Consider the following 17,629-nt stretch of genomic DNA (forward strand, 5'->3'; position numbering starts at 1 on the left):
CCCGCGATCGCTAGACTGCGCCGGCCAACAATTGCTCGATCGGCTGCATCAGCGATGTTGCCGTGAACGGCTTGGTCAGATAAGCCACGCATCCCGATGCCATCGCCGCCATCCGGGTCGCCGGATTGTCATTCCCGGTAATGTAGATAACGGGAACTTGAATGCCCTGATCCGCCAGGCGATGCCGCAATTCGATCCCTGAACCATCGCTGAGATTGATGTCCAGGATCAAACACAGCGCGCCATCGAAGCCACCGTCACTTAGCAATGCAGTTCCGGTCTCGAATAATCTGGATGCAAATCCATATTCCCGAAGCAGCCGTCCGATTCCACGGAGCATCGAAGGGTTGTCGTCTACGACGAAAACAATTTTCGGGGTCGACAAATTCTGAAACCTCTACCTCGGCGCCGAATCTTGACTCGGGATCCAACGTCCGTGTCCCGATGCAGGACACTGAACCTCGATCGACGCGCAAAACCGTCGCGGCCAATATTCGAGATAAGCGCCGTCACGGAGCTTTCATATTGTACCATGGGACAGGACGGCCGCAGCCGCGCCCGCGGCGGGTCACCCCTTGACCTCGCCGTCAAGCTCGCGCGCGCCAAGCCGCTCCGCGATCGAGACCAGCTCGGCAAGCGACTGCACCTGCATCTTCTCCATGACCTGGTGACGATGCGCCTTGATCGTGCGTTCCGTCGTGCCGAGCTCATAGGCGATCTGCTTGTTGATCCGACCGCGCACAATCAGATCGAACACCTGCCGCTCGCGCGGGGTCAACCTTGCCAGCAGCGCGCGGAGCGAGTCGAGCCTGGTTCGCTGGCTGCGGGCCACCTCGTGCCGCGCGACAGCGCGATTGATTGCCTCGATCAGTTGCTCCGACGTGATCGGCTTGGTCAGGAAATCCTCGGCTCCGGCCTTGATCGCCTGCACGGTCGTCGCCGTGTCGGCATGTCCAGTGAGGAATACGATCGGAAGCGTCGACTCCAGCTCGTTGAGACGCATCTGCAGCTCCGGACCACTCATTCCGGGAATGCGCACGTCCAGCAGGATACAGCCGGCATCTTCGTCGCCAGGCAATTGATCAAGCAGTTGCCGGGCCGATGCATAGGTCGCAACACGGTAGCCGGCGAGCTTGAGCCTGCGCTCAAGTGCTGTGCGAAACGAGGCGTCGTCGTCGACAATATGCACGTAAGCGTGCATTACCCTCTCTCCTACACATCCGACGACAAAAGACTGCGATCGTTAAAGTTAGCACTGCCTCCAGCTAAAGTAAGAGCCCAAACGCGCTATGCCGCCAGCGGCAACGACAGATGGAAAGCCGCTCCACCACCGGACTGGTTCTCGGCCCAGATCTGGCCACTATGCGCCAGAACGATCGTCCGCGCGATAGACAGTCCGATGCCCATTCCCTGATCCTTTGTGGTGAAGAACGGATCGAAAATCTCGTTCAGCCTGTCCGGGGGAATTCCCGGACCGGAATCGCAAATCGAAATCATGGCCGACGCCCCTCCGTTGACTTCGGTACGACCGATGATCGTGCGTCCGTAGGGCATCTTTCCCATCGCGTCCATGCTGTTGACCACGAGGTTGAGAATGACCTGCTGCAACTGGACCGGATCTCCTTTCACCCGCAGGGTCTGCGGTGACGTCTGCAGGTAGATTGCGACGTTGCGTGCCGACGCTTGCAGCTTGAGGAAATCGAATGCTTCCCGCATGGTCTGGTTGAGATCGATCTCCTTCTTCTCAAACGGCGCACGCTTCAGCAGGCTGCGCATCCGGCGGATCACCTCGCTCGCACGCAGATCATCGCGCTTGATGTCGGAAATGATTTCCCGCACCTCCTGAAGGTCGGGCGTCGGCGAGCCGAGGATCAGCTCCGCGCTCTCGGCATTGGTCAGGATCGAGCCAAGCGGCTGGTTGAGCTCATGCGCAATCGAGGACGACAGTTCTCCGGCGGTCGCCTGCCGATTGCTGTGAGCAAGCTGGGAAAGGCGATTCCGGGCCTCGACTTCCGCCTTTCGTCGCATGTACCGCTCGTGCAGCAGGAACGCAATCAGCATCGTCTGGACCAGCAGCGCCGCAGCGAGCGCAACCGCCCGCCAGCGATACTTCTCCAGAAAGGTCGGCTCTCGGAAGCGAATTTCGCTGCCTTGCGGCAGACTGGCTTCGCTGACGTTCCAGCGCTGCATCTGCTGCCAGTTGAAGATCGGCTTCACGGCATCGATGATCGACGGCGGCAGGTTTTCCGGCGCTTCGCCATCCAGGAGCCGCAACGCCCTGTGTGCCGCCTCGGCGCCGATCAAGGACGGGACGATAACGAATCCGCCGATGCCGCCCGGCTCGAGGAACGTCTCCGCCGCAACGACAATGGGACGATTTGCCTTCGCTGCGACAAATGCGAGGGCATCCGAGGGCGGATAATAGTTGCCTTTGCCGTCGCTATAGAGCCCTGTGTAGATGATCGCGCTGTGGTCCGGTAGCGCGGCAACCTTGTCGATGACGTCAGGCATCGGATGTCCGATGATCTCGATCAGGTCGAGGCCCGGAAGGCCGGCCGCAGCCTGGTCCTTCCAATTGCGAAAAAGAACCTGCCGATCCCAATCTGCGCCAACGAGCACGACCGTCTTGAGGTCTGGCACCACGGCGCGGGCGGCCAGAACGGCATCCTTGAGCTTCAAGGACACGATCCCGCCGGTGACATAGGCCGGCGGCCGCAATCGTTTGAAATCACCCTCTTCAACCAGCGCGAACACGATCGGCGTGTCCGGCCAGAGCTGCGGGCGCCAGCGGATTGCAAGCTCGAGCGCGGCCGCTCCAACGGCAATCACGACGCCGATCGGTCGATCGCGGTATTTCTCCTCGAGAAACCTCCGGAAACCGTCCTGATAGGCCTCGCCGCCGAAGCGATTGAGATCGAGGCTCTCAGTGTAAATTGTCGTCGGAGCGTGACTGTGCGCGCTCACGGCGTCCCTCAGCCCGACGAAGACCTGGTAGTAGAAGGGGCCACGCCGATCGGACTGGTCCAGCACCAGCATGGAATGTGGACGCATATCCTGCGCCTGGAGACCAGCCGGCCACAGCAAGGTAGCCAGCAGGATAATCAGTCCAGGGAGCCGCATTGCCTTGCCCATAGCGCTCGCAGCCGGAGATCAACGGGTTCAGGAAAGCTAGCACGGTTATCGTCGCAAATACTGAAAAGTCATCCAGGACTTGCGTACCAATTACGAACAAATTGCCGCATTCCGCGCACCCTGTCCTTTGGGACAATGGCCTCAAGACCAATAGAGCCTGGCCGGGCCGTGTCGTAGTGATTGCACGCGGACAAGCGTTTTCGAGCCGCTGCGGACGCCGCAAGACCGTTGTAAAGAGAGTTGGTCCATGTTCGCTCGCGTCAATGTCAGACCGGCCAATATACCGAGCATCCTCGGTGGGCTGACCGCTCATCGTGCCAACTTCATCACCAGCGAATTCCACTACAGAAGGGGCGCCGAGATCTACGGCGAGAAGGAGCCCGCGGAGTACGTCTACCAGGTCGTTTCGGGAGCTGTCCGCAGCTACAAGCTGCTCTCCGACGGACGACGCCAAATCGGTGCTTTTCACCTCGTCGGAGATATTTTCGGCCTCGAGAATGCCGACACCCATCGCTTCACAGCCGAAGCCATCGTCGACACGAACGTGCGCCTAATCAAGCGAATGAGCCTTGAACGGGTGGCCCATTCCGATTCTGACCTGGCTCGCAACCTGCTGATCATGACCACCAGCAACCTGCAGCATGCCGAAGATCACATGCTGCTGCTCGGCCGCAAGACCGCATTGGAGCGGGTGGCCGCGTTTCTGCTCGAAATGGATCGCCGGCTGACCGGCGTCGGCGTCGTCGCCTTGCCGATGTGCCGGCGTGATATTGCCGACTATCTCGGACTGACTCTTGAGACCGTATCGCGTGCGCTATCCAAGCTGCACGCCTACGGAGCCCTCGACTTCCTCGGTTCAAACCAGCGCGAAATCATGCTGGTCGACCGCGACCAGCTCTCCAGGCTCGACAACTGACCGGGATATTACGAGGATTTCGTGAGCGTGCCCTGGCGTTCGATGGTCTTTTGCAGCACCTCGAACAGGACCGCAGTCGACCAGCCGAACATCAGTATGCCGTTCATGGCGGCCATCGGGCCGACCAGCAGCCACTGCTTGACCGGAACGACGTCGCCATAACCCAGCGTGGTGTAGTTCACAAAGGCGAAATAGAGCAGATTGCTGCCGGCGGGCGCTGCACCGATTGCGAGGTAGGCGAGCGACCACACGACGATCTCCAAGGTGTGAGCCACCATCAGGATCAGCGCGGTCGTAACCATCACGCCGCTGAGCTGCAGCTCAAACCGGCCTGTGGCGCGCAGGGCGACGTTGCGCATCCGTCCGATCACCAGGACGGTGAACAATGAGTGGAGCACGATATTGATCGCGCTGACCGCCGATCCGACGATGAGTTGAAACAGTATCATCGCTCGCCCGCCAGTCGGGCACGGTCGTCCCGGATCCACGCCGTGACCAGCTCCCAGGCGACCGCGAGAATGATTGGGCCGATGAACAGGCCGACGATGCCGTGGGCAAGCGTGCCGCCGATCACGCCGACGAAGATGACGAGGGCCGGCGTGGTCAGGCCCCGCCCCATGACCAGCGGCTTCAACACATTGTCGAGGACGCCGACCACCAGGAAGAACAACGTCAGGGCGAGCGCCGTCGTGAAGTCTTTGGCCGACCAGAGCCAGATGACGACGGGGAACAACACGATCGCCGCCCCGATCTGCACGATCGCCAACAGCATCACGACGAACGCCAGCAGGCCCGCATTCGGAATCCCCGCCAGCTTGAAGCCAATGCCGGCGAGTAGCGATTGCAGGACGGCGACGCCGATCACGCCCTGGGAGACCGCCCGAATGGTCGCGCCGGCCAGATCGAGGAAGTGCTCGCTCTGCTCCGGCACGATGCGGGACAGGAAGCCCCTGCATGCCGCGGCAAGCTGCCGGCCATGGGGGAACAGGAACCCCGCCAGCACGACCGCCAGCAGAAACTTCAGCATCCCGACGCCGGCATTGCTGGCAAACGCAAACAATATCCCGGCCAGCGGCTTCAAGTGCGGCACGACCTCGCGCAGCACGGCGCGCAGATTGGTCGACGCCCGATCCCAGAGGTCATAGAGCGGGCCGCCGATCAGCGGCCAATCCTTGATCTCCGGCATCGGCGATGGGACGACAACGTTACCGGCGTTCAGTTGTCCGGCGAGTTCCCTCACCCCCTCCACCGCCCCGATCCCGAGCCAGGTTGCCGGTCCGATGACGACGGCCAACGCGATCAGGGTCAGGACGAGGGCCGCGATGCCCGCATGGCCCCCGAGCATCCCTGTGAGCCAGTTGAAGACCGGATAGAGCGCGACCGCGAGCACGACGCTCCAGGCCAGGATCGGAACGAACGGGCGGACCAGGACGAACGACCAGTAGATCAGCAGCGACAGCAATCCGAGCCGAATTGCGAGCTGGATGAATTCGTCTCCGGCCACGAGTTGGCGAAGGGTTTTCAAGAACGTGCTTTCGATTGAGCATCAGCAGGCACGCAGCAAGCGGTGCCATCGCCTTGGCATGCAGCGCTTGATCCAGATCAAGCGTCACGCGTCCGCCGCTCGCAACGAAACGGCCCCGGTTCGGGGGTAGGAATCGGGGCCGCTCCAACGTCGTCGGGATGCGATCACGGCCGGGATCACGACCGCGGTCGCGGTCCCATTAGGCAGCGGACTGCGGCCCGCGGCAATTGTCCCAAGGTGCAGGATCAATCGTCCGCCCTGTCGAGCAGTCGCCATGGTCACTTTGACTCAAATCAAGCCTTGGCCGGCACCGTCTGACAGGCTCGCTGCGCGTGATCTGCAAGTTGGCCATCGTTGGGCAGCGCAACCGTTTGCTGTGCACAGCAGCACAAGAAGATCGTGACGCAGGCCCCGATGGCGAACCAACCCGCCAGGCGGTCTCGATGTCCGGTCGAATTCGCAACTATTCTGCAGCGCATTCATTGGCGCCGGGAGTAGCCGTCTCGTGCTGAAATGGCCCTCATATTGCCCGCTCGACTTCCGGTAACGGCGCGTTAGGGCGACAGCAATCCGAATGCAAACGCCATGGTCGACAAGGCGCAAGCCGTCCCAACGATCATCCTGAACCCAAAATCGCCGTCGATGGCCTCAAGCCAATGATTCAACCAACCGCGACCGCGAGCCGGCGCGCTTGCACGAACGATTCGACTCAATATGTCGCTGCCATTCCTCATGATCGTCATCGTAGATCACGCGGAAACCGGATGACCAGTGCAGCTTGTGCCACACGATCGAAATCACTTGCGACAACCTGGCTAACCCAATCGGACTATGAGCAGACCGGTTGACGACGCGACACCTGAATGACGGATGACCGGGCAGTGCCGTCCGCGGCCAGCCGTCGCGCCGGAAATCAACGGGGTCTCTCCGCCCCGTGGAATTTCAGTTCGTCAGCGCCTTGCGCCTCCGCCCTTCCCTGTCGCAGCTTCATAGGCATCGCGATAGCCCCTGGCGATGGATCGAACGCCGCGTCCGATATCGTCGTAGACATCGTCAGGGAGGTTCGCGAGCGACACACGAAGCGACCATTCCGGAGCATCGAAGCCACCTCCGTTCAACAGCACGATCCCGTGGGCCTCGGCCAGCCTGAACGCAAGGTCCAGCGGGTGGACATTCTTCTTCAGGTTTTCAACGGCATCGTCGCCGATGTTCTTTCGGGCCCAGAACTCGAAATCGATAAGGGCATAGTAGGCATCGTAGTTCGGGTTCGGGGTCAGCTTGTCGGCAAGCCCGAGCCCGTCGAGCAGCGACCACAGACGTTTGTTGACGATTTCCATGCAGGCGGCCTGGTAGGCCTTCTTCACGTCCAGCATCTCCGCGAGCGAGAACAGGCTCATCATCACCTGCTGCGGCAACGACAGTCCCGCGGTGTGATTGAGCGCCACATCGCGGCTGTCGGCGACGATGCGGTCGATCAGCTTGAGCTTGCGTGGCTCCAGCGTCAGCGGCCCGTAACGCTTGTCGAGCGCCTTCACGGCTTCGTCCGGGAGCTTGGCGATCTTCTTGTCGAAGATATTGTCTTCGTGGATGGCGATGGCCCCGAGCCGCCATCCCGTGCAGCCGAAATACTTCGAATAGGAGTAGACGCCGATGGTGTTGTGCGGCAGCTCGCCGAGCAGCGAACGGAAGTTGTGCACGAAGGTTCCGTAAACGTCGTCGGTGAGGATCATCAGGTCGGGGCGCTTGGTCTTGACCAAATTGGCCAACTTGGCAACCGTCTCCTTGCTCAACGCCATCCCCGGGGGATTGGACGGATTGACGACGAAGAAGGCCTTAACTTTCGGATCCTCCAGCTTCTTGATTTCCTCGTCGGTGAACTGGAATTTGTTTTCCTGCGGAGCCCTGATCTGAACGACCTTCAGATCGTAGTCTTCCAGGTGCGTCATCTCGATGTAGGGCGTGAAAATCGGCGTCGCCAGCGCAATCGTATCACCGGGCACCAGCAGCCGATTGGCCTTCAGCGACTTGAAGAGGTAGCACATCGCCGCCGTGCCGCCCTCGACCGCATAGATGTCGAATTTTCCGGCCGGCCGGGGCTCGCCGCAGACGGCCCACATCAGGTACTCGTGCACGATCTTCTCGTTGTGCACCAGCATGCGGTCCGGCACCGGATAATTGTCGCCGATGATCGAATCGACCAATTCGTGGACGAAGGCGTCGGGATCGAAGCCGAATTTCCTCACCGCAAAAGGCAGCATCTCGGTCAGGAAGCTCGCGCCGGGCATATCCTTGTGCTGCGCGAGCCAGGTCTCGAAACGCCCGGCAATGCCCTTTGCCTGAGGCATGCCGCCGATGCCCGCCGGGTGCTCCATCACCCGCTTGCTCTCGGTGATGGCGAATTGCCCGAGCAGGAAGAAGCCTTCGCGCGGCGTCGTGGCCACCCAGTTCGGATTGCCCCGCCCGGCGTTCAGGAAGGGCATCTGGCTCCGCTTCGAATTGCTCTTCGCGAGGTTAATCAGCTCGTCCTTGATCTCGAAGGGGCTCAACGCCTCAAATTTCTTTAAGGTCAGAAGATCGGCCATTTGACACTCCCGGGGCGATGCAGGCTGTTGGATGGAGGCGGACGGGCTGTTCGCCTGCACAATCGCGGTCAGCATGATCGGCAGCCGGTGACCGAGCTTGATCTATGTCAACGGTCCTGTGCAGGCGATGCAGCCGCAGCGGCCGCGTCACGATGCAATGTGCGAACCGCGCATGAGCTGCAGGCAAGACGATGAAACAGCGAGGGCTCTCGCAGTTGCGCTTGACATAGATCAACGTCCTTCTCACCAGCCGCCGCCTGATGTCGATCAATACGGTCGCCTCGCCCTCCTTAGGCCCCGGGACAGCATGAACGGGTGACATCATGATCGATTGGCTCTTCCAGACGCTCCGCACCTATCCCGAAATCGCGATCTTCCTCTCGCTGGCCCTCGGCTATTATTTCGGATCCTTCACCTACAAGGGTCTCGGTCTCGGCGCGGTCACCGCGACACTGGTCGCCGCGGTCATCATCGGTCAGATCGGAATCACCATTTCGGGGCCGCTCAAGCCGTTCTTCTTTCTGATGTTCCTGTTCGCGATCGGTTATGGCGTCGGACCGCAGTTCGTACGCGGTATCGCGCAGGACGGCGTTCCGCAGGCGATCTTCGCCGCGGTGGTGTGTGTCTTCTGTCTGCTCTCGGCGTATTTCGGCGCGAAGATCGCCGGCTACGACGTCGGATCGGCCATCGGGCTCTATGCCGGCTCGCAGACGATCTCGGCGTCGATGGGGCTCGCGACCGACGCCATCAATCGGCTTGGCCTCCCTGCGGACGAAGCCAAGAAGCTGCTGGATGCGATGCCGGTCGCCTACGCCGTGACTTATATTTTCGGCACGGTCGGGTCGGCGATCGTGCTGGCCCTGCTCGGGCCTGCGCTGCTCGGCATCGATCTCGAGGCCGCATGCAAGAAATATGAAGAGGAGCATGGCGGCAAGAAGCAGCTGGGCGGCCCGGGAACGGCCTGGCACCAGTTCGATTTGCGCGCCTACCGCGTCAGCGAGCGCGGGCCCGTCGTCGGCAAGACGGTCGAGCAGGCAGAGGCGCTGATTCCAGATCATCGCATCTTCGTCCTCCGGCTTCGGCAAGGCGGCAAGATCGTGGAGGCAACCTCCGACACCGTGATTCACGCCGGCGATGTCGTCGCTGTCGCCGGCCGCCGCGATGTGCTGGTGCAGCTGATCGGCGAGCAGGCGGAGGAAGTCGACGATCGCGAGCTGCTGGCGGTGCCGATCGAGGGCGTCGATGTCTACGTGACCAGCAAGGACGTCGATGGCAAGACGCTCGAGGAGCTGGCGAAGGCCCCGGGCGCGCGCGGCGTATTCCTGCGCAAGATCGTCCGGGGCGCGATCGCGACCGAGATCCCGATCCTGCCGAACACCAAGATCAACCGGGGCGACATCGTTACCCTGGTCGGCCGCACGGCCGATGTCAGCGCCGCCACGACAATGCTTGGCCGGCCGGATCGGGCGACCGACATTGCCGACGTCGCGTTCATCGGCGCAGCGATCGCAATCGGCGCCCTGGTCGGCGCCTTCGTCTACAAGATCGGGAGCGTGCCGCTCACTTTGTCCACATCCGGCGGCGCGCTGATCTCCGGTCTGTTCTTCGGCTGGCTGCGATCGGTGCACCCGACGTTCGGCCGCATCCCCTCACCCACCGTGTGGTTCATGAACTCGGTCGGCCTGAACGTCTTCATTGCCGTGGTCGGCATCTCCTCGGGACCGGGATTTGTCGCCGGATTGCAGAAGCTCGGCTTCAGCCTGTTCCTCTGGGGGGTCGTCGTGACCACCGTGCCGCTGATCCTCGCGATGTTCGTCGGCAAATACCTGTTCCGCTTCCACGACGCGATCCTGCTCGGATGCTGCTCCGGCGCGCGCACCACCACTGCGTCTCTCGGCATGATCAACGATCGCGCGAAAAGCCAGATTCCCGGCCTCGGCTACACCGTCACCTACGCGGTCGGAAACACGCTGCTGACGATCTGGGGCATGGTGCTGGTGATGATGATGACATAGCCGCGGCGAGCGACGATGTTGAAACAATGGTGATTTGGCTACAGCAGTTTCTCGTCCGCTATCCGGAGCTCGCGCTGTTCCTGGTGATCGCGGCGGGCTACTGGATCGGCAGCTTCAGGATCGGCGCTTTCAGCCTTGGCCCGGTGACGGGCGCGCTCTTCGCCGGCCTCGCGGTCGGCGATTTCGCGCACGTGCCCGTGTCCAGCATGACCAAGTCGTTCCTGTTCCTGCTGTTCCTGTTCGGGGTGGGTTATTCGGTCGGCCCGCAATTCGTGCTGGCGATGAAGCGCGACGGGCTGAAGCCGATGTTGATGGCGGTTGTCGTCAGCCTCACCGGTCTTGCGGCGGCGATCGTCGTGGCACGCGTGCTGCGCCTAGACCCCGGCTTTGCGGCCGGACTGCTGTCTGGTGCGCTCAGCCAGAGCGCTGCGATGGGTACGGCGACCGACGCAGTCAATTCGCTTCCCGTGTCCGAAGCGCAGCGCGCGCTGTTCGTCTCGCATATCGCGGTGGCCGATGCAGTCTGCTACATCTTCGGCTATGCCGGCGTGATCACATTCTGCACGATTGTCGTTCCGGCGCTGCTGAAAATCGATCTGAAGACGGAAGCGGTCAAGCTGGAACGGACCCTGGGCATCACCCGCACCAAGCCCGGCCTGGCGTCCGCCTGGCGCAAGTTCGAAATGCGTGCCTACCGGCTGGATGATCACGCGGCGATCGTCGGATTGACGGTTGCGGCGGCCGAAACACAGGCGCCCGCGCAGCGCGTGTTCGTCCACCGCATTCGACGCGGAGAGCGTATCCTCGAGGCGGAGCCTGGAACCATAATGGCGGCCGGCGACGTTGTCGCGCTGTCCGCTCCGCGCCAAATCGTCGTTGAGCTGATCGAGCCGCGCGGCGAGGAGGTGGAGGACCGCGAGCTGCTCGATATCCCGCTGGTCTCGGCCGACGTGTTCCTGATCAACCCGAAGCTCGCGGGCAGCACTCTCCAGCAAGCGTCGGAGCAGAGCTGGGCACGCGGCCTCTATCTGCGCTCGGTGAGCCGGGGTGGCGAGGCACTTCCCATCGCCGCCGGCGTCGTCCTGCAGCGCGGCGATCTGCTTCGCATCGTGGGTCCTGAACCCGTGGTGCAGAATGCGGCCAAGAGCATCGGCGCCGTCGTCGCGCCGAGCACCAGCATCGATTTCGTCGTGCTGGGGCTCGCGATTTTCCTCGGCGGCCTCGTTGGTGTTCTCCTGAGCTTTTCCGTTGGCGGCATCACGATCTCGCTGAGCACCAGCGTCGGCACCCTGCTCGCCGGACTTCTGGTTGGCTATCTCCGCACCCGTCTGCCGTATTTCGGCCGGATCCCCGACGGCGCGATCAGTCTGATGACGTCGCTCGGACTGGCGGCCTTTGTCGGCCTCACCGGGATTCATGCCGGACCGATCTTCCTTTCCGCCATACGGGAGTCGGGTATCGGCCTGCTGCTGGGCGGCATGATCGTCACCCTGTTGCCGCAGATTGTCGGCTTCTGCTTTGGCCATTTCGTGCTGCGCATGAATCCCATCCTCCTGCTCGGTGCATTGACCGGGGCACAGACGGTCACGGCAGCGATGGCCGCCATTCAGGAGCGCTCCGGCAGCTCCGTGGTGGTGCTCGGCTATACGCCGGCCTATCCGATTTCGAACATTTTGCTGACGACCTGGGGATCGATCATGGTGGCCATCGTCGCGGGATGAGCCGACGCGCGTACGAAATCGCAGAAAATCGCAGGCTGGCGTACAAATTCGCAGCCTTGGTAGCGGGAGACCGCTACCGCCTTTCCCCACACGACGCCAATCTGCGATACTTCCTCCGGTCGTCCGCCTGAACTCAGAAGCTTGTCGAGCGGTAGGTTCAAATCGGGGATAGGATTTGAACCTATGACCTTCAGGATGAGCCTTATGATCACCGACGCTGGCCCGCGCGCCAGCCCATCTCCCAGAAGTCCGCCTCGAGTCGGGTGGCTTCCTTGAAGATCGTAATCAGCTCTGCCTCGCGGGCCGGCGTGGCGTAGAGATCCGCGAGATGTTCAATGTGCGCCAGCGCTTTTGCCGCGACCTCCTGGTACGGCCCCCCGGCGTATTCGGCGATCCAAACGCGATAAGGATTCGTCGCAGCGTCAGCACCGGGTCGCGAAGCCAGTCGTGTTGCGATCTCCGCGTACCCGATCACGCAGGGGGCAAGCGCCACCTTGAGCGCCAGCAAATCGCCGCGCATTCCTGCGTCGAGCACGTAGCGTGTATAGCCCAGCATCTCGACCGCCGGAGGGGATTGTTCAAGGTCGCTCACGGATAGACCCCAACGGGCACAGAGCTTCACGTGTAAGTTCATCTCGACATCAAGGATGGCAGAAAGGCCGGTTGCTGCTTCACGCATGTCGGCAAGTTTGGACGACTTGTAGACTGAGAGCGCGTAGACGCGAGCAAACTCGATGAGGAACAGGTAGTCCTGAACAAGGTAGTGACGAAACGCCGCTTCGGGGAGCGAGCCGTCTGCCAATCCGTTCGTGAAGGGATGGTCGGTGTAGGCCCGCCACTCAGCGGATGCTTCTGCCCTTAGACGCTCGAAGAAACTCACGATCTTTTTCGCCCGGCTTTCTTATCCATGAACGTCTCTGGCTCGCTGCCGATTGCGCATCGCGAGCCGGCCGAACCCTGGCCTTACAGGCAGCCGCGCCCAGTCGGCACGACAGCGAAGGGAATTCGCTTGCCTCTGTCGCCGGGACTTACTTAGCACACCCCGGATCGCGCAAGGACCCGGCAGCAATTCACTAGGTTGAATGATGTCGCAAATAGCACTCGAAACCTCTCTACGAACGACTGCTTTTGGAATCAGACCACGTCTGCGTCGCCGCGGTAGCTAACGGCCATTTGCAGCGTACGAAGGCTAGAGCAAATCATTGATTTCGCTGGTACAGTTGGGTGGGTACTGCCAGTTCCCAGCTTTGACATTGATAAACCTAGCGAATTTGCTCGCAAGTGATTTTCTTTTGTAGCAGGTTTTTGTATTCGCCTCAATCGAATCAGGTCGCCGGTGATAGGTTCAGCTCAGCTTTCACACGCGACACAATCGGCCTAACGGATTGTCGAGGCATCCTATGGACGACTTCAAAGAGGCCGCGAAGGCCGCCGAGGAACTAGCAAAGGCGGCCGGAAAAGCGATAGACGCCGGCAGGGATGCTGGCGGCTGGCTCGATAAGATTTTTGGCAGAGGGATTGAACATGCTGTCGCGCGCCGCTGGTCCGACAGAGAACTAACGAAACGGATCGAAGCGGCCATATTGGATTGGGAGCGGCTGGAGTTGCTGGTCCAAAAGGCAGAGCAGCGTCTGCGCGCCAAGGGAATACGGCAGACACGCCTGCCAGCGCCGAAGGTGGTGCTCCCCCTGCTCGAACAAGCCACGATGGAGTACGAGGACGAGTTGCATACGATCTGGGCAAACCTGCTCGCGACGGCAATGGACCCGGCAGAAGAGCAAGTGCAACGAAAATACGTCACCACGCTAGCGGAAATGACGAGCGAAGATGCGATGGTTTTAAGGACCTTGTGGGCGCAATGGGAGGTTCACGATAAAGGCCAAGCGTGGTTTTGGAATGGACCACTAAAATACGAACCAGGCGTTGATGCCCCTGAGAATGCAGATATTTCCATGATAACGCTGAATCGCCTAGGGCTGGTCGATGGCAGCAGGACACAAATCCACGCGTACAAGAAAAATGAATCGGCCAAGTACGGTGAGCAGGAGGGTTATGAGGAGGAGTTGATTGTACCGGGCACCTTGGAAGTGGTGATTTTCACTCCGTTCGGCGAGGCGTTTTGCAGGGCCGTACAAATGGGTGTGTGAGCCACTGCAACGGGGTTCTACAGTTGCCAATTTTTCCGCTGGCCAGAAACGGCCCCTTACTTGGTAGCGGGTTCGGGAAACGATGGATGCGATGCGCAGCCGCGTGCCTGAAAGCTTAAGCGCTCCTTTTCAAGTATTGTGACCAGTCTCTGGCCCGCGCCATGACTCCGCACGTGCTCATGAGTTCCGTTACGATTTCGCTCTTGAGTGCAGGCTTTTCGCGGACCTGCATGACCAATGTGAAAAGTTGTACGCCAGTTATTGCGCAAATTTTCGATCTGGAAAGTAGCCTAAGGACCGGCTCCGGGAAATCGGGCTCGGATCGGTCGGCTAGCGGTGTTGCCCGAAATGTCCCAACAACCAATAGGCCCTTACAGTCCTCAGAAATCGAATCAAACGGGACACCAAGCTTGTTGAGCTGTTCGAAATACCTTCTGAGGTCAGAGTCTCGTTTCACCTCTTCTGCTGGCAACTCTACAGTTGAGTTTACCTCTGCAACCCATCTTTCTACTTGGCGCAACTGGGCTTCCCGAACGGGGCCATCGACTCCTTTGGCTTCAACGGCGATGAACCTGTTTATCCAAGCTGAAAGCAGGTCTGCTCTTGGATGAGGCCCATCGACCACCGTTAGAGAAAGCTCTGCAAGCGCGGAGGCGACGGCGGAGGCAAACGCAGCACCGGTACTGCAGACTAAATGCTTCAGCGCTCCATACTCCGCAAGAGTCTCCTTTTCTCCAGTGATTTGAACTTGAAGCTCGGCGGCTGATCTTTCTAGGCCTGCAATCTTTTCCGCGGTCTGCCTTTCGGGCTCGGTTTGGTATTCGCTCATCCATACCGGCAGTTCAGTTGGGGTTGCCCTCAAAAGCTTGGGCAACCTCGCAAGCTCATTCATAAGAATCTTGTATTCGGGGGCTGTCCCATTAAAGGGCGGAATATAGAACACGAGGCCAAGGCCAACCTTTCGGTAGCCTCCAATGACTTGGAGCGTGCCCGTAGTAGCGGCCGCGACCCGCAGCAGCGGAACCAATTCGGCGCTGTTCAACAAGCAATCGTATCTCATCCGAGGAACGAGCGATGTAAACACGTTCGCTAAGGTGCTTGGCCCGCAGTATTCAACGCGCGTGCCCGTCGCAACAGAGAAATCGATACCCGCAAGCGGCGCAAATTCTTCTAAGCGGGCCTGACGACCAGCACCGCTCTTGTCGTAGTGAGCGAAGGGAAGAGTTGAAGCTCCGATGAGTACCAACGTATGGCCCTGCTCCACCCAGCGAGTAAGCAAAGCCAGCCTCTGCTGCAGAGAACTGTGCGCGTGCGCCGGGATTACTGTCCCGAGCTTTGCCAATTCGCTAGCAAGCGTCGAGGGTGTCCAGAAGATGATGTTTGCTTCATCGAGATTGTGGTTTCCTAAGAGAGGGACTGCCCCTGCACCGGTCCCATAGTCCATCCCAATGAAAAGCCGTCGCTCATCCATCTCTGCCCCTCGCGTAAATTGTCGCAGACAAGCATAATTTCCAATGTCCGGGAGATAGTCGTCTTATCCGTCCGTCAGCCGAGCCTGCAAATTCGGATCGCTCCGATTCAAAAAATGTCAGATTGCTGCCAGCTACTCGTGTGAGCCTTCCCGGCGACGACGAACCTGCTCCGCGAACTCTTGTTCTTCCTGCCTTAGTTCCGCACGCGTGACAGTTTCAACAGGCAAGGGCCGCATCCTCCAATTCTGCATCTCCCCAACGATGTCACGCGCCGCCCTTGCCAGTTCTTCCTGTGGATTATTTCCGGCTCTGCCAAATCCCTCGAACTGTCCGACATCAATCTCATACTTTTGCACGTGTTCGCGTTTCTTTAGGTCCCGGTAACTCACCTCTATCGTAAATGGCTCTAATCGAGGCTCTGCGAACATCTCCGGGCCCATTCCGATGAACGTCTCGTAGCGGTCACCTTGCGGAATGACCGTCAGCGGCACTGTCAACTTTGGGAACAACACTCGGTGCTTCTCGAAATCGTGGCCGCCACTCACCAACCGGAAACGGACGTTGAAGGCGGGACCCTGACCGACGTTGGCCAAAGCGAATTGCAAAGGTCCGATTATCCGTGGATGGGGCGTGAGATAGGCGACGACCTGGGGCTCGGTACCCGCCTTTCTAAGCAGCTTGTTCTCCCTCGCAAGGATAGCCGTAAGCCACGCGTAGACCATCGTCGTCACGGTTAGCACGACCGTTGAGAGTGCCGTAGTGAGGCTCGCGCCTTCACTGGTTTTCAAAAATTCCCAAACGGTTGCGAGCACGGCTCCCCCCTATTAAGCCGGCTCCGCATGAAGCTCGCGCTTTTGCCACGTGACGAATGCAATTGACTTGCTCTGCCCTTGATTCCAATCGCCGCCATAAGCTCGTAAAGACCATCGCGCAGCAGCGGTATTCTCTCGAGGTCTCCTGCTGTCCACTGACCGAGCTCCAAGCTGAGCGCATCGCAAAGGGCATTGAGGTCAGTTTCGTTCAGGTATCGCCCCACGGGAAAGTTCAAGCCGCGCGTCAGCTGAATGAGGTTCTCCGCGTCCTCGCGCACCCGTCCGAGCAGTTGGTTTCGCTTGTCCATTGGGGAATCAGCCATTGGGGGAACCCAAGCATACCATGAGCGAAAGTTGCTAGGCGCACCCTTATTGGTTGCACACAGGGAAGGGGGTTCGCGACGCGAGGGGAGGCATGCAAATCGGAATCCCTGTGATTCCTGATTGAGGTTTGTATATACCCTAAATGGACGATAAGGTTTTACACAGATGTCAAGGAGGCTGCTGTGACCGACCTCATCACATACATTCGCGTATCGACATCCCAGCAAGGCCGCTCGGGCCTTGGGATCGAAGCCCAACGACAAGCCCTTGCTCACTTCGCGAAGTCCGAGGGCTTCACCATCACCCGCGAGTTTGTGGAGGTGGAGACCGGCAAGGGCTCGGATGCCCTGGACCGTCGTCCGCAGCTCACGGCCGCACTGGCCGCGGCAAGGAAGCTCAGGTGTCAGGTGGCCGTCGCGAAGCTCGACCGTCTGAGCCGTGATGTTCATTTTATCAGCGGCCTCATGGCCCACAAGGTGCCGTTCTTGGTTGCCGAGTTGGGACCGGATGTTGACCCGTTCGTCCTTCACTTGTTCGCGGCACTAGCCGAGAAGGAGCGCTCGCTTATCTCGACACGGACCCGGCAGGCTCTCGCGGCGGCAAAGGCTCGCGGGGTGACCCTTGGTAACCCCAAGCTCTCCGTGGCCCGCAAAGGCGCACTAGAAGCCGTCACAGCCGAGGCCAATAGGTTCGCTGCCAACGTGCTGCCGATCATTCGAGAAGCACAGAAGGCTGGCGCTACGACCTTGAGGGAAATCGCGTCTGCCTTGAATGCTCGTGGTGTCGCTACAGCACGCGGGGGCCAGTGGTACGCGAAGTCGGTGGCGAACATTCTGGAAAGAGCATAGGAGCAATTGCGGGCGCACTCATCGGGGTATCGTACCGGCGAGCGGTAAACCAACCGGTTCGATTTGGGTCCCTTTCGCGGCCCACCTACGGTTATCAAATTCGAGGCACTCCCGGCTTCAAGATTGCCGGCTTCG

General features: G+C 60.3%; 15 protein-coding genes. 5 read left to right on the forward strand and 10 right to left on the reverse strand.

Going from position 1 to position 17,629, the window contains the following annotated elements; all coding sequences use genetic code 11:
- Window positions 1–10: 10 nt before the first annotated feature.
- The 3 genes from ACOIX3_RS36280 to ACOIX3_RS36290 all read right to left on the reverse strand — a co-directional run bounded on the left by ACOIX3_RS36280 (window position 11) and on the right by ACOIX3_RS36290 (window position 3,051).
- Window positions 11–385, reverse strand: coding sequence for a response regulator transcription factor (locus tag ACOIX3_RS36280; protein ID WP_420966811.1), 375 nt, complete (start codon window positions 383–385; stop codon window positions 11–13).
- A gap of 183 nt (window positions 386–568) precedes the next feature.
- On the reverse strand, window positions 569–1,201 hold the full coding sequence (locus ACOIX3_RS36285) for a response regulator transcription factor (protein ID WP_420966812.1): 633 nt from the start codon (window positions 1,199–1,201) through the stop codon (window positions 569–571).
- 86 nt (window positions 1,202–1,287) lie between these two features.
- On the reverse strand, window positions 1,288–3,051 hold the full coding sequence (locus ACOIX3_RS36290) for a sensor histidine kinase (protein ID WP_420966813.1): 1,764 nt from the start codon (window positions 3,049–3,051) through the stop codon (window positions 1,288–1,290).
- Window positions 3,052–3,379: 328 nt separating this feature from the next.
- On the opposite strand from ACOIX3_RS36290, the gene ACOIX3_RS36295 reads away from it, so the two are divergent.
- A complete protein-coding gene (locus ACOIX3_RS36295; protein ID WP_420966814.1) occupies window positions 3,380–4,048 on the forward strand; it encodes a helix-turn-helix domain-containing protein in 669 nt (222 codons plus the stop codon).
- Window positions 4,049–4,056: 8 nt separating this feature from the next.
- Here the strand turns inward: ACOIX3_RS36295 and ACOIX3_RS36300 are convergent, their stop codons facing one another.
- The 3 genes from ACOIX3_RS36300 to aspD all read right to left on the reverse strand — a co-directional run bounded on the left by ACOIX3_RS36300 (window position 4,057) and on the right by aspD (window position 8,155).
- The gene (locus tag ACOIX3_RS36300) at window positions 4,057–4,494 is read right to left on the reverse strand and encodes an ion channel (RefSeq protein ID WP_420971881.1); all 438 of its coding nucleotides are present in this window, start codon (window positions 4,492–4,494) and stop codon (window positions 4,057–4,059) included.
- On the reverse strand, window positions 4,494–5,573 hold the full coding sequence (locus ACOIX3_RS36305) for an AI-2E family transporter (protein WP_420966815.1): 1,080 nt from the start codon (window positions 5,571–5,573) through the stop codon (window positions 4,494–4,496). Before ACOIX3_RS36305 ends, ACOIX3_RS36300 begins: the two co-directional genes overlap by 1 nt.
- Window positions 5,574–6,523: 950 nt before the next feature.
- On the reverse strand, window positions 6,524–8,155 hold the full coding sequence (gene aspD / locus ACOIX3_RS36310; RefSeq protein WP_420966816.1) for an aspartate 4-decarboxylase: 1,632 nt from the start codon (window positions 8,153–8,155) through the stop codon (window positions 6,524–6,526).
- A gap of 323 nt (window positions 8,156–8,478) precedes the next feature.
- On the opposite strand from aspD, the gene aspT reads away from it, so the two are divergent.
- Both aspT and ACOIX3_RS36320 read left to right on the forward strand, forming a co-directional pair.
- Entirely contained in the window at window positions 8,479–10,170 is a 1,692-nt protein-coding gene (gene aspT / locus ACOIX3_RS36315; RefSeq protein ID WP_420966817.1) for an aspartate-alanine antiporter, read from the forward strand.
- A gap of 83 nt (window positions 10,171–10,253) precedes the next feature.
- A complete protein-coding gene (locus ACOIX3_RS36320; RefSeq protein ID WP_420966818.1) occupies window positions 10,254–11,891 on the forward strand; it encodes an aspartate-alanine antiporter in 1,638 nt (545 codons plus the stop codon).
- A gap of 208 nt (window positions 11,892–12,099) precedes the next feature.
- Here the strand turns inward: ACOIX3_RS36320 and tenA are convergent, their stop codons facing one another.
- The gene (tenA, locus tag ACOIX3_RS36325) at window positions 12,100–12,771 is read right to left on the reverse strand and encodes a thiaminase II (protein WP_420966819.1); all 672 of its coding nucleotides are present in this window, start codon (window positions 12,769–12,771) and stop codon (window positions 12,100–12,102) included.
- Between the two features lie 520 nt (window positions 12,772–13,291).
- Here tenA and ACOIX3_RS36330 point away from each other — a divergent pair.
- A complete protein-coding gene (locus ACOIX3_RS36330; RefSeq protein WP_420966820.1) occupies window positions 13,292–14,038 on the forward strand; it encodes an Abi-alpha family protein in 747 nt (248 codons plus the stop codon).
- 115 nt (window positions 14,039–14,153) lie between these two features.
- On the opposite strand, the gene ACOIX3_RS36335 is transcribed toward ACOIX3_RS36330, so the two are convergent.
- From ACOIX3_RS36335 to ACOIX3_RS36345, 3 genes are all read right to left on the reverse strand, one after another.
- On the reverse strand, window positions 14,154–15,509 hold the full coding sequence (locus tag ACOIX3_RS36335) for a hypothetical protein (RefSeq protein ID WP_420966821.1): 1,356 nt from the start codon (window positions 15,507–15,509) through the stop codon (window positions 14,154–14,156).
- A 132-nt stretch (window positions 15,510–15,641) separates the two neighbouring features.
- Window positions 15,642–16,322 carry a hypothetical protein gene (locus ACOIX3_RS36340; protein WP_420966822.1) on the reverse strand — a complete coding sequence of 227 codons (681 nt, stop codon included), beginning with the start codon at window positions 16,320–16,322 and terminating at the stop codon, window positions 15,642–15,644.
- Window positions 16,295–16,630, reverse strand: coding sequence for a hypothetical protein (locus ACOIX3_RS36345; RefSeq protein ID WP_420966823.1), 336 nt, complete (start codon window positions 16,628–16,630; stop codon window positions 16,295–16,297). The genes ACOIX3_RS36340 and ACOIX3_RS36345 overlap by 28 nt, the downstream gene beginning before the upstream one ends.
- A gap of 198 nt (window positions 16,631–16,828) precedes the next feature.
- Between ACOIX3_RS36345 and ACOIX3_RS36350 the strand changes: the two genes are divergently transcribed.
- Window positions 16,829–17,494: a recombinase family protein gene (locus ACOIX3_RS36350; RefSeq protein ID WP_420966824.1), complete on the forward strand. Its 666-nt coding sequence runs from the start codon at window positions 16,829–16,831 to the stop codon at window positions 17,492–17,494.
- The last annotated feature ends 135 nt before the right edge of the window (window positions 17,495–17,629 follow it).

The organism is Bradyrhizobium sp. B120, assembly GCF_049075665.1.
Lineage (GTDB): Bacteria > Pseudomonadota > Alphaproteobacteria > Rhizobiales > Xanthobacteraceae > Bradyrhizobium.

What these genes read in the sequence shown, in the direction of transcription:
- ACOIX3_RS36295 (WP_420966814.1), top strand. Translation starts at nt 3,380, where the DNA reads ATGTTCGCTCGCGTCAATGTCAGACCGGCCAATATACCGAGCATCCTC.
- ACOIX3_RS36290 (WP_420966813.1), bottom strand. Translation starts at nt 3,051, where the DNA reads ATGCGTCCACATTCCATGCTGGTGCTGGACCAGTCCGATCGGCGTGGC.
- ACOIX3_RS36335 (WP_420966821.1), bottom strand. Translation starts at nt 15,509, where the DNA reads ATGGATGAGCGACGGCTTTTCATTGGGATGGACTATGGGACCGGTGCA.
- aspD (WP_420966816.1), bottom strand. Translation starts at nt 8,155, where the DNA reads ATGGCCGATCTTCTGACCTTAAAGAAATTTGAGGCGTTGAGCCCCTTC.
- aspT (WP_420966817.1), top strand. Translation starts at nt 8,479, where the DNA reads ATGATCGATTGGCTCTTCCAGACGCTCCGCACCTATCCCGAAATCGCG.
- ACOIX3_RS36345 (WP_420966823.1), bottom strand. Translation starts at nt 16,630, where the DNA reads ATGGACAAGCGAAACCAACTGCTCGGACGGGTGCGCGAGGACGCGGAG.
- ACOIX3_RS36285 (WP_420966812.1), bottom strand. Translation starts at nt 1,201, where the DNA reads ATGCACGCTTACGTGCATATTGTCGACGACGACGCCTCGTTTCGCACA.
- ACOIX3_RS36330 (WP_420966820.1), top strand. Translation starts at nt 13,292, where the DNA reads ATGGACGACTTCAAAGAGGCCGCGAAGGCCGCCGAGGAACTAGCAAAG.